Genomic DNA, 12,646 nt, shown 5'->3' on the forward strand with positions numbered 1-12,646 from the left:
TCTTCTAAATACAGTAAAAATCAAGTGCTATGCTAAGTAGGGCTTGGTTTTTCTTTTTATTCCCATCTTTTAAGGTAGAATCTTTCTATTTATGTTATAATGAAAGGTATGACAAAAGACTTTCATCATATAACAGTACTTCTACATGAGACCGTTGATATGCTTGATATTAAGCCAGATGGAATCTATGTAGATGCAACGCTTGGAGGAGCTGGACACAGTGAATATCTCCTTTCTAAGCTTGGGCCGAATGGTCACCTTTACGCTTTTGACCAAGACCAAACGGCTATTGATAATGCACAAATTAGATTAAAAGATTATATTGAAAAAGGACAAGTCACTTTTATCAAGGACAATTTCCGTAATCTTGCTTCAAATTTAGCTATGCATGGAGTGACTGAGATTGACGGTATTTTATACGACCTTGGGGTGTCTAGTCCGCAGTTAGATGAGCGCGAACGTGGATTTTCATATAAGAAAGACGCGCCGCTTGATATGCGTATGAATCGTGAGCAAGATTTGACAGCTTACGATGTGGTAAATACATACGACTACCATGATTTAGTGCGCATTTTTTACAAATACGGTGAGGACAAATTCTCTAAGCAAATTGCTCGAAAAATTGAGCAAGCTAGACAAGTTAAACCGATTGAAACAACAACTGAATTAGCAGAAATTATCAAATCAGCTAAGCCTGCTAAAGAACTTAAGAAGAAAGGACATCCTGCTAAGCAGATTTTCCAAGCTATTCGAATCGAAGTTAATGACGAGCTTGGGGCAGCTGATGAGTCTATCCAACAAGCTATTGATTTGTTAGCAGTAGATGGTCGCATTTCTGTGATTACTTTCCATTCTCTTGAGGATCGTTTGACAAAACAATTGTTCAAAGAAGCATCAACAGTTGAGGTTCCAAAAGGATTGCCATTTATTCCAGATGATATGCAACCAAAACTTGCTCTAGTCAACCGTAAACCAATTTTGCCAAGTCAAGAAGAATTAGAAGCCAATAATCGTTCACATTCTGCCAAGTTACGTGTGGCTAGAAAGGTTCGTAAGTAATGACTGAAAAACACCGTAATGAAGCCATTGCGAATGCTTTGAAACGTCGTATTCGAAAATTTTCGCGAGTTGAAAAAGCTTTTTATGGCTCAATTATCATAACGGCTATTACCATGGCTGTTAGTATTATTTATCTGCAAAGTCGAAATCTTCAAGTACAGCAGCAAATTACTGACTTAAACAGTCAAATTACTGAAGTGCAGACTGATTTTGATAATGCTAAGCAAGAGGTCAATGAACTTTCGAGTCGTGACCGAGTTGAGCAAATAGCACAGAATGCAGGCTTAACAAGCCAGCAAGATAATATTAAACAGGTGGAGTAGTCTATGAAAAATTTAATGAATCGTTTTTTAGACTATGTAGTAAAGGACAGACGCACACCCGATAAGAATCGCGAGCGTGTTGGTCAGAATCTTATGATTCTGGCAGTCTTCCTTTTCTTTGTGTTTATTATCAATTTTGCCATTATTGTTGGGACAGATACAAAATTTGGTCATAATTTATCAAGTGAAGCGTCTGATGTTTATCAGCAAACTGTGACTGTACAAGCAAAACGTGGAACGATTTATGACCGAAATGGAGTTGCTCTTGCTGAAGATTCAACAACATATAGTGTTTATGCGATTATTTCAAAATCATATGTTTCTTCAACAGGCGAAAAATTGTATGTCAAAAAATCTCAATACGATAAAGTTGCTGAGATTTTAAATGCTCAAATTGGCATTGATAAGGACCAAGTCTTAAAACAATTGAATCAAAGTGGGCTTTTCCAAGTCTCTTTCGGTACTGCTGGTTCAGGACTTTCATATAGTACAAAATCTTCTATCGAATCAGCTATGAAAGAAGCTGGAATCAAGGGAATTGGTTTTGAATCAACACCAGGACGTATGTATCCAAATGGTGTCTTTGCTTCTCAATTCTTAGGGCTTGCCCAATTAAAAGAAAATAAAGATGGTAAAACATCAAGTCTTGTCGGTACTTCTGGACTTGAAGCGTCATTAGATGACGTTCTTTCAGGAACTGACGGGAAAGTGACATACCAAAAAGATAAAAATGGTAATTTGCTTCTTGGTACTGAAACTACTGTCAAAAGAGCTGTTGACGGAAAAGATGTTTATACAACACTTTCTGAACCATTGCAATCTTACCTTGAGTCACAGATGGATATTTTCCAAAATGATGCCCAAGGTAAATACGCTAGCGCGACAGTTGTTAATGCTAAGACTGGTGAGATTTTAGCGACAACGCAACGTCCAACCTATAACGCTCAGACATTAGAAGGTTATAACGAAGATAATCTAAATACTTGGAATACACTTCTTTATCAAAGTTATTACGAACCAGGGTCAACTATGAAAGTAATGACACTTGCTTCAGCTATTGATGATGATGTCTTCACACCAAATGAAGTGATTTCTACCATTAATGGTATTACGGTCGCTGATACAACCATCAATGACTGGAACGTCAATGAAGGTAATACTTCTGTGCAGTATTTGACTTACGCACAAGGTTTTGCTTGGTCAAGTAACGTTGCTATGACAAGTCTTGAACAAAAAATGGGTAATGATAAATGGTTAAACTATTTGTCTAAATTTAAATTTGGTTACCCAACACGTTTTGGTATGGTTAATGAAGGTAGCGGTTTGTTGCCATCAGACAACGAAGTTACTATTGCCATGAGTTCATTTGGACAAGGTATTGGTGTGACACAGGTTCAAATGCTGCGCGCCTTTACAGCTATTTCTAATAAAGGGGTTATGCTTGAGCCGCAATTTATCAGCCAAATCTATGATCCAAATAACAATACAGCTCGTAAAGCTTCAGCAGAAATTGCTGGGAATCCTGTCTCAGAAGATGCTGCTGATCAAACCCTTGATTACATGGTAACGGTTGGTACAGATTCACAATATGGTACTTTGTATGATAGCACTGAAGGAGCACCAGTTATCCAAGTTGGTGGTTACTCAGTTGCCGTAAAATCTGGTACTGCCCAAATCGCTGCGTCTGCTGAAGAAGGTGGTGGATACTTGACAGGTGATAACGACTATATCAACTCAGTAGTTGCTATGGTGCCATCAGATGATCCTGACTTTATCATGTATGTCACTCTTCAACAACCAACGACAACTTTCAAACGTTCATTCTGGAAAGATGTTGTTAACCCAGTTCTTGAACGTGCTATGATGATTAAAGATACTTTGACAAGTACGGCTGTCACAGGTACTGATACTGAGACAAAATATCAATTGAAAGATTATATCGGAAAAGCACCTGGTGATACAGCCCAAGAGCTTCGTAATAATCTTGTTCAACCTGTAGTTGTTGGTTCAGGTAATAAAATTAAGAAAATGTCTAAAAAAGTTGGAAGTAATCTTGCTCAAAACGAACAAGTTCTTCTTTGGACAGGAAATCTAAAAACAATGCCTGATATGTACGGCTGGACAAAAGCAAATGTTAAACAATTTGCGAAGTGGACTGGTATTAAAGTGACTTTCAAAGGTTCAGGAAGTAAGGTCATCAAGCAAAGTGTCGATTCTGAAAAAGATATTGACCACGTTAAAAAAATTAAAATTACTCTAGGAGACTAAACTAAAATGTTTTTAAGTTTAATTGCAGGTATTGTTGCCTTTGTTTTGACAGTATTTGCTATGCCGCATTTTATTCGTATCTATCAATTGAAAAAAATTGGTGGACAACAAATGCATGAGGACGTCAAACAGCATTTAGCTAAAGCTGGTACACCAACAATGGGAGGAACAGTTTTCTTAACAGTTGCTCTTCTTGTTAGCCTATTTTGTAGTTTCTTTATTGAACGACAAGCAGGGACTTCAATGAGTGCTACAGTAGGAATTTTGTTAGTTGTTTTGATTTATGGAATCATCGGATTTCTTGATGATTTCTTGAAAATCTTTAAACAAGTTAATGAAGGTTTGACACCTTGGCAAAAAATGAGCCTACAAATCATTGCTGGTTTGATTTTCTACTTTGTTCATGTTCGTCCAAGTGGGACAGATGATTTGAATGTTTTTGGTATTGATATTCACCTTGGTGTGTTTTATGTTCTCTTTGTTCTGTTCTGGATTGTTGGTTTTTCAAATGCTGTTAACTTAACAGATGGTATTGATGGATTAGCTTCCATTTCAGTAGCAATTAGCTTGGCTGCTTACGGTGTGATTGCAATTGTCCAAAAACAATTTGATGTTCTTTTGATTATCGTTACTATGATTGGTGCTTTATTTGGTTTCTTTATTTTCAACCACAAGCCAGCTAAAGTTTTCATGGGTGATGTGGGCAGTTTATCACTAGGAGCCATGCTTGCAACAATCTCAATTGCTCTTCGCCAAGAATGGACACTTCTTATTATTGGTTTTGTTTATGTTTTTGAAACAGCTTCAGTAATGCTTCAAGTGTCATACTTTAAATATACGAAGAAAAAATATGGTGAAGGTCGTCGTATTTTCCGTATGACACCATTCCACCATCATCTAGAGCTTGGCGGCTTGTCAGGAAAATCAGAAAAATGGTCTGAATGGAAAGTTGATGCTTTCTTGTGGACTGTTGGAATTGTCGCAAGTGTTATCACTTTGATGATTTTATATGTCTTTTAAACTAATGAGAGTTGGAAAAATCCAGCTCTCTTTTTTTATTTAAAGCGCATAGTACTTTGCTTTAATTGCCCTTTTAATGATATAATAGGAGAGAATGAAAAAATTCGGCTAGTCGATTTAGACTAGAATGAAACGATAAGTTAATGAAGAGAATTTTCAAGTTATACTTGATGAGATAAGAAATTGAGGTAAAACATGTCTTTTAATGATTTTAATTTTAAGCCCTACATCCGTGAGGCACTCGCAGAGCTTAAATTCAAAAATCCGACAGAAGTACAACAAAAATTAATTCCAGTTGTGCGTTCAGGTCGTGATTTGGTTGGTGAATCAAAAACAGGTTCAGGGAAAACACACACTTTCTTGCTTCCTATTTTTGAAAAATTAGATGAGAATAGCGACAACGTTCAAGTTGTTATTACAGCACCAAGTCGTGAATTGGCAACACAAATTTATCAAGCAACAAAACAAATTGCTGAAAAATCTGAAACAGAAATTCGTGTAGCAAACTATGTTGGTGGTACTGACAAACTTCGTCAAATTGAAAAGCTAAAATCAGCTCAACCACACATTGTCATTGGTACACCTGGTCGTATCTATGATTTGGTAAAATCAGGCGACCTTGAAATCTACAAGGCTCATACTTTTGTTGTCGATGAAGCTGATATGACGCTTGATATGGGATTCCTTGATACGGTTGATAAAATTGCTGGTACATTGCCAAAAGATGTCCAAATTTTGGTCTTCTCAGCAACGATTCCACAAAAACTTCAACCATTCTTGAAAAAATATTTGACAAATCCAGTCATGGAAAAAATCAAGACAACGACTGTTATCGCTGATACAATCGACAACTGGTTGGTATCAACTAAAGGTCGTGATAAAAATGCCCAAATTCTGGAAATCACTAAGGCTATTAATCCATACCTTGCTATGATTTTTGTTAACACTAAGGAACGTGCTGATGAATTGCATAGCTACCTTGTTTCAAATGGTTTGAAAGTAGCTAAAATTCACGGTGGTATTCCACCACGCGAACGTAAACGTACAATGAACCAAATCAAAAAATTGTCTTACGAATATATCGTTGCAACTGATTTGGCAGCACGTGGGATTGATATTGAAGGGGTTAGTCACGTTATCAACGATGCTATTCCACAAGATTTGTCATTCTTTGTTCACCGTGTTGGGCGTACAGGTCGTAATGGATTAAATGGTATTGCCATCACACTTTACCAACCGAGTGATGATTCAGATATTCGTGAACTTGAAAAATTAGGTATTAAATTTGTACCGAAAATGCTTAAAAATGGTGAGTTCAAGGATACATACGATCGTGACCGTCGTGCTAACCGTGAAAAATCATATCAAAAACTTGATACAGAAATGATTGGTTTGGTTAAGAAGAAAAAGAAAAAAATCAAACCAGGATACAAGAAAAAAATTCAATGGAAAGTTGAAGAAAAACGCAAACGTGAACGCCGCGCAGCTAACCGTGCAAAAGGACGTGCCGAACGTAAAGCAAGAAAACAAACTTTCTAAAAAAATCCAAAAACTTGAGACATTGTCTCAGGTTTTTTTCATGTCAAGAATCCTGCTTATCACTTTGATAGTTTTTACCTATCAGCTCAATAAAAAATATGTATTAGGCAAGTTACACGAAGTTTGATAGACTGAGAAGTAATTATTAGAAAAGAGGACGATGTGATGAAATTGAAGAGATTATTGACAACTGTAGTTTTTGCCTCAGTAGCTTTTATTTTAGCTGCTTGCTCAAGTCAATCACAATCTGATGGAAAAACAGTGGTGAAAGTAGCAACAGATTCTGATACAGCACCATTTACGTTTAAGGAAAATGATAATTTTAAAGGATATGACATTGATGTTATCAATGCAATTTTTAAAGACTCAAAAGAGTATAAAGTAGAATTTGTGACAACAGCTTTTGACTCAATTTTGACTGGGGTTGATGCTGATCGTTATCAAATTGCGGCAAATGATTTTAACTACAATGAAGAGCGTGCTAAGAAGTACCTTTTTTCAGACCCGATTTCACATTCCAATTACGCCATTACAAGTGCTGAGGGAACAAGCTATGATAGCCTAGATGATCTATCTGGTAAAAAGACAGAAGTGATTTCTGGTTCAAACTACGCTCAAGTTTTGGAAAATTGGAATAAAGAAAATCCTGACAAAGAACCAATCAACATTAAATACGCGGCAAGCTCAACTGGATTGACAACTCGTATTCAACACATTGAAAATGGAACGATTGATTTTATTCTTTATGATGCCATTTCATCAAATTACCTTATTGAGGACCAAGGATTTAACTTGACCGTGACAAACGTCAAAGATTCAATTGGTGGAAAAAATGATGGCTTAGAATACCTCTTGTTTGCTAATACAGATGAAGGCAAAGACTTGCAAAAATTTGTCAACAAACGTATCAAAGAATTGAAAGCTGATGGTACTTTAACAGAATTGAGCCAAACATATTTTGGTGGTGACTTTGTTTCAGGTATTGAGTGATAGAGTTTTTTTGAATTTAAAAAGGAGCTTACATGTCTTTAAATACACTTGCGACTGGCTTATCTTGGTATGATAAGTTAGTTGAAAAAATTCCCGAAGGTCAGCTATTTAGTTGGCGAGCGGTTTTTGATGCTATACCTGATTTGATTGAACACTTGCCAACAACACTTGGCTTGACTATAGCAGGAGCTTTGTTTGGATTATTACTAGCTTTGTTATTTGCTATCGTGAAAATCAATCGAACAAAGGTTTTATATCCTATTCAAGCTGTCTTTGTCAGTTTCCTTCGTGGTACCCCAATCTTGGTTCAGCTCATGTTGACTTATTATGGAATTCCGCTTTTCTTGAAATTCCTTAAATTGAAATATGGCTTTGATTGGAATATTAATGCTATTCCAGCATCAGTCTTTGCAGTGACAGCATTTGCATTTAATGAAGCAGCCTATACGAGTGAGACTATTCGAGCAGCAATTCAAGCTGTGAATGTTGGAGAAATCGAAGCTGCTAAAAGTTTGGGTATGACTTCATTTCAAGTATATCGACGTGTCATCATTCCAAATGCAGCAGTGATTGCTACTCCGACATTGATTAATAGTTTGATTGGTTTGACTAAGGGGACATCACTTGCCTTTAATGCAGGGATTGTTGAAATGTTTGCGCAGGCGCAGATTTTAGGCGGTTCAGACTATCGTTATTTTGAGCGTTACATCTCTGTAGCAATCGTTTATTGGGTGATTAGCATTATCATTGAACAAATTGGACGCTTGATTGAAAATAAAATGTCAATTGATACACCGGAAGTAAGCCAAGAAATTGTAACGGGAGAAATTCGCTAATGATTAAAATTACAAATTTAACAAAAGCATTTTCAGGCCAGAAAGTTTTGGATGGCTTAAATGTTGATATCCAAAAAGGTGAAGTCCTTGCACTTGTCGGTGCTTCCGGAGCTGGAAAATCAACATTTTTGCGCAGCCTGAATTACTTGGAGAAAGCTGATTACGGAAGTATCTCGATTGATGATTTTAAAGTTGATTTTCAGAGTATTTCCAAGGAAGATATTTTGGCACTCCGTCGAAAATTAGCTATGGTTTTTCAGCAGTTTAATCTCTTTGAGCGCCGAACTGCCCTTGAAAATGTCAAAGAAGGGTTAAAAGTAGTTAAGAAGATTTCTGATGCTGAAGCAACTAAGATTGCTAAAGAAGAATTGGCAAAAGTTGGTTTGTCTGACCGCGAAAATCATTACCCAAAACATTTATCTGGGGGTCAAAAGCAACGTGTGGCGCTAGCGCGTGCGCTTGCTATGAAGCCTGATGTTCTCTTGCTTGATGAACCAACATCAGCACTTGATCCTGAGTTGGTTGGAGAGGTAGAAAAATCAATTGCCGATGCAGCTAAAGCAGGTCAAACGATGATTCTAGTCAGTCATGACATGAATTTTGTTTATCAAGTTGCTGACAAGGTTCTCTTTTTAGATAAAGGACGAATCCTAGAAGCAGGTAGTCCAGAGGAAATTTTTAAACACCCTAAAGAAGCAAGAACTAAAGAATTCTTTGCTAATTATTCAAAAACGTATATTTAAGTACACAGATTTGATATAATATAAGCTGAAAGTTTTTTCAGCTTTTTTAGAGTAAAAAATAATGCTTAGTACAGGGTGAGATATGTTTTTAGAAATTTTTGGTCTCTATATTGAGGGATTACTGTTATCAATCATCAGTGTTGTTTTAGCTGGTGTTATTTGGAATTTTTGGCGTGCTAATCGTAAATACGATAAAACTGTCAAGGAGCGCCAATCTTTTTTGTATGATGTTTTGATGATAGCTATTATGGTAATTCCGATTCTTTCATTTGCTTTTATGGCTGTTTTACTAATGTTCAAAGCATAATAATTGCGTTTTTGAGACTAGATTGATAGAATTGAAAAATAATCTATAAGACGAGGTAAAAGATACATGTACGATACATTAATTATTGGATCTGGTCCTGCCGGAATGACTGCAGGGCTTTATGCCGCGCGTGCCAATTTGAAAGTTGGTATTATCGAACAAGGTGCTCCAGGTGGGCAAATGAATAACACTTCAGAAATTGAAAACTACCCAGGATATGACCATATTTCTGGTCCTGAGTTATCAATGAAAATGCACGCACCACTTGAAAAATTTGGTGTTGAAAATATCTACGGTATCGTAAAAAGTATTGAGGATGCTGGCAAGATCAAACGTGTCATTACTGAAGATGCTACTTACGAAGCTAAGACAATCATCTTGGCTACTGGAGCTAAAAATCGTGCCCTCGGTGTAGCAGGTGAAGAAGAATTTACAAGCCGTGGTGTTTCATACTGTGCGGTGTGTGATGGTGCTTTCTTCCGTAATCAAGATTTGCTAGTTGTTGGTGGTGGTGACTCAGCAGTCGAAGAAGCTAGTTATTTGACACAATTTGCAAAATCAGTAACAATCATTCACCGTCGCGATGAATTACGCGCACAAAAAATCTTGCAAGACCGTGCTTTTGCTAATGAAAAAATCAAATTCATCTGGGATTCAGTGGTCAAAGAAATCAAAGGAAATGACATCAAAGTTTCTGGTGTGACTGTTGAAAATGTTAAAACTGGTGAAATCAGCGAACATGAGTTCGGAGGCATTTTCATCTATGTTGGAGTTGATCCTGTTTCTAAAATGGTTGAAAATCTAGGAATCACTGATGAAGCAGGTTGGGTTATTACTGATGACCATATGAAAACATCTATTCCTGGGATCTTTGCCGTTGGAGATGTTCGTAAGAAAGAACTTCGTCAAATCACAACAGCTGTAGGCGATGGTGCCATTGCTGGACAAGGTGTTTACCAATATATCGAAAATATGAAATAAAATAAGGTCCTGATATGATATCAGGACTTTTTATGTTTGGAAATTTTTTCTGAAAAAGAGCAACTTTTTTCAAGCCTTTGCGCAAAAACTCACAAAGTTTTAGCAAGCATTGTCTTTTTGTGCTATAATATGGGGGATAATTAATCTTTTGACAGATACTAGCAAGGGGCATTAAGCCTAGCTGATAAGACTAGTATTGAGTCAATATTCTTAAAAAGGGGATACCACATGTATCAAGATGATAGTTTAACTCTCCACACAGATTTGTATCAAATTAATATGATGCAAGTTTATTTTGATAAAGGCATTCACAACAAAAATGCCGTATTTGAAGTCTATTTCCGTAAAGAACCATTTGAAAATGGTTATGCTGTCTTTGCTGGTTTGCAACGTATGGTTGAGTACCTAAAAGACCTTCGCTTTACTGAAACAGATATTGCTTACTTGGAAGAATTAGGTTATCCAGCTGATTTTATTGCTTATTTGAAAGATTTCAAATTGGAATTGAGCATCCGTTCTGCTCAAGAAGGTGACTTGGTTTTTGCTAATGAACCAATCGTTCAAGTTGAAGGACCACTTGCTCAATGTCAATTGGTTGAAACAGCTTTGCTTAACATCGTAAACTTCCAAACATTGATTGCTACGAAAGCAGCTCGTATTCGTTCAGTCATTGACGACGAACCATTGCTTGAATTTGGTAGCCGTCGTGCCCAAGAAATGGATGCAGCAATTTGGGGTACACGTGCAGCAGTTATTGGTGGTGCCAATGCCACTTCAAATGTTCGCGCTGGTAAAATGTTTGATATTCCAGTATCAGGAACACATGCCCACGCTCTTGTTCAAGCCTATGGTGACGATTATGATGCATTTATGGCTTATGCAGGAACTCACAAAGACTGTGTCTTCTTAGTTGATACTTACGATACACTTCGTTTAGGCGTTCCTGCAGCCATTCGTGTTGCCAATGAACTTGGTGACAAGATTAACTTTCTAGGTGTTCGTATTGACTCAGGTGACATGGCTTACTTGTCTAAAAAAATCCGTGAACAATTGGATGCTGCTGGTTACCCAGATGCTAAAATCTACGCTTCAAACGATTTGGATGAAAATACTATTCTTAACCTTAAGATGCAAAAAGCTAAAATTGATGTTTGGGGTGTTGGTACAAAACTAATCACAGCTTACGATCAACCAGCTCTTGGTGCAGTTTACAAAATCGTCTCAATCGAAGACGAAAATGGTGTCATGCAAGATACTATCAAGTTGTCAAATAACGCTGAAAAAGTATCTACACCAGGTAAAAAACAAGTTTGGCGTATTACTAGTCGTGAACGCAACAAAACTGAAGGTGACTACATCACTTTCACAGATACTGATGTTAACGAACTTGATGAAGTTTACATGTTCCACCCAACATACACTTACATCAATAAAACAGTGAAAGATTTTGAAGCTGTTCCTCTTCTTGTTGATATCTTTGATAAAGGTGAATTGGTTTATAACTTACCAACACTTGCTGAAATTCAAGATTACGCTCGCAAAGAGTATGACAAACTTTGGGATGAGTACAAACGTCTTCTTAATCCTCAAGATTATCCAGTTGATTTGTCACAAGAAGTTTGGCAAAACAAAATGGATCTTATCGACCGTATTCGTAAAGAAGCACAGCAAAAAGGAGAAGTTAAGTAATGACTTTACAAGAAAAAATTATTGCAGAATTGGGTGTTAAACCAAGTATTGATCCTAAAGAAGAAATTCGTGTATCTGTTGATTTCTTAAAAGATTACATGAAAAAACATTCTTTCCTTAAAAGTTATGTTCTTGGTATTTCAGGTGGACAAGATTCAAGTTTAGCAGGTCGTTTGGCACAAATCGCTGTAGAAGAATTGCGTGCTGAAACAGGAGACGATAGCTACAAATTTATCGCTGTTCGCTTGCCATATGGCGTTCAAGCAGATGAAGATGATGCACAACGTGCTCTTCAATTCATCAAACCAGATGTTAGCATTGCTGTTAACATTAAAGAAGCAGTTGACGGACAAGTTCATGAACTTGAAAAAGCTGGAATTAAAGTTTCTGATTTTAACAAAGGAAACATTAAAGCTCGTCAACGTATGATTACACAATATGCAGTAGCAGGTGAAAATAGCGGTGCTGTTATTGGTACTGACCACGCTGCAGAAAATATCACTGGATTCTTTACAAAATTCGGTGATGGTGGTGCCGATGTTATTCCAATTTATCGTTTGAACAAACGCCAAGGAAAACAATTACTTGCTGAACTTGGTGCTGACCCAGCTATCTACGAAAAAATCCCTACTGCAGACTTGGAAGAAAACCGTCCAGGTATCGCAGATGAAGTGGCACTTGGTGTAACTTACAACGATATTGATGACTATCTTGAAGGTAAAAAAGTTTCACCAGAAGCACAAGCTAAAATTGAAAACTGGTGGAATAAAACAGGCCACAAACGTCACTTACCTATTTCAGTATTTGATGATTTCTGGAAGTAATATTTAAAAAGAGACCCGTTAGGGTCTTTTTTTGAACTAAAATCACTATCATCAAGTGTCAGATGAT

The 12,646-nt window shown here is 36.9% G+C and carries 12 protein-coding genes; all 12 read left to right on the top strand.

All coding sequences use genetic code 11. From position 1 onward, the window contains the following. Window positions 1-108: 108 nt before the first annotated feature. The 12 genes from rsmH (at window position 109) to nadE (ending at window position 12,579) form a co-directional block, all read left to right on the top strand. Window positions 109-1,059 (top strand): 16S rRNA (cytosine(1402)-N(4))-methyltransferase RsmH, encoded by a 951-nt coding sequence (rsmH, locus tag ACNTMY_RS02185; protein ID WP_024344632.1) that lies wholly within the window; start codon window positions 109-111, stop codon window positions 1,057-1,059. After that, window positions 1,059-1,382, top strand: coding sequence for a cell division protein FtsL (gene ftsL, locus ACNTMY_RS02190; protein ID WP_423216482.1), 324 nt, complete (start codon window positions 1,059-1,061; stop codon window positions 1,380-1,382). The genes rsmH and ftsL overlap by 1 nt, the downstream gene beginning before the upstream one ends. A gap of 3 nt (window positions 1,383-1,385) precedes the next feature. Continuing rightward, complete coding sequence (gene pbp2X / locus ACNTMY_RS02195; RefSeq protein WP_423216483.1) at window positions 1,386-3,650, top strand: penicillin-binding protein PBP2X; 2,265 nt, start codon at window positions 1,386-1,388, stop codon at window positions 3,648-3,650. Window positions 3,651-3,656: 6 nt separating this feature from the next. After that, a complete protein-coding gene (gene mraY / locus ACNTMY_RS02200; RefSeq protein ID WP_423216484.1) occupies window positions 3,657-4,670 on the top strand; it encodes a phospho-N-acetylmuramoyl-pentapeptide-transferase in 1,014 nt (337 codons plus the stop codon). A gap of 195 nt (window positions 4,671-4,865) precedes the next feature. Further along, window positions 4,866-6,209, top strand: a complete 1,344-nt coding sequence (locus ACNTMY_RS02205) for a DEAD/DEAH box helicase (RefSeq protein WP_423216485.1) — start codon at window positions 4,866-4,868, stop codon at window positions 6,207-6,209. A gap of 165 nt (window positions 6,210-6,374) precedes the next feature. Next, entirely contained in the window at window positions 6,375-7,199 is an 825-nt protein-coding gene (locus tag ACNTMY_RS02210) for a transporter substrate-binding domain-containing protein (RefSeq protein WP_423216486.1), read from the top strand. A 32-nt stretch (window positions 7,200-7,231) separates the two neighbouring features. Beyond that, window positions 7,232-8,035, top strand: coding sequence for an amino acid ABC transporter permease (locus tag ACNTMY_RS02215; RefSeq protein ID WP_423216487.1), 804 nt, complete (start codon window positions 7,232-7,234; stop codon window positions 8,033-8,035). After that, entirely contained in the window at window positions 8,035-8,778 is a 744-nt protein-coding gene (locus ACNTMY_RS02220) for an amino acid ABC transporter ATP-binding protein (protein ID WP_423216488.1), read from the top strand. Before ACNTMY_RS02215 ends, ACNTMY_RS02220 begins: the two co-directional genes overlap by 1 nt. Window positions 8,779-8,860: 82 nt before the next feature. Continuing rightward, window positions 8,861-9,085 carry a DUF4059 family protein gene (locus ACNTMY_RS02225; protein ID WP_423216489.1) on the top strand — a complete coding sequence of 75 codons (225 nt, stop codon included), beginning with the start codon at window positions 8,861-8,863 and terminating at the stop codon, window positions 9,083-9,085. Between the two features lie 66 nt (window positions 9,086-9,151). Continuing rightward, window positions 9,152-10,066, top strand: coding sequence for a thioredoxin-disulfide reductase (trxB, locus tag ACNTMY_RS02230; RefSeq protein ID WP_423216490.1), 915 nt, complete (start codon window positions 9,152-9,154; stop codon window positions 10,064-10,066). Between the two features lie 228 nt (window positions 10,067-10,294). Further along, window positions 10,295-11,755 carry a nicotinate phosphoribosyltransferase gene (locus ACNTMY_RS02235; protein WP_024344638.1) on the top strand — a complete coding sequence of 487 codons (1,461 nt, stop codon included), beginning with the start codon at window positions 10,295-10,297 and terminating at the stop codon, window positions 11,753-11,755. Further along, entirely contained in the window at window positions 11,755-12,579 is an 825-nt protein-coding gene (gene nadE / locus ACNTMY_RS02240; RefSeq protein ID WP_423216491.1) for an ammonia-dependent NAD(+) synthetase, read from the top strand. Before ACNTMY_RS02235 ends, nadE begins: the two co-directional genes overlap by 1 nt. Window positions 12,580-12,646 lie beyond the last annotated feature (67 nt).

The sequence above is a fragment of the Streptococcus equinus genome (genome assembly GCF_049393735.1).
In the GTDB taxonomy this organism is placed as follows: Bacteria; Bacillota; Bacilli; order Lactobacillales; family Streptococcaceae; genus Streptococcus; species Streptococcus equinus_G.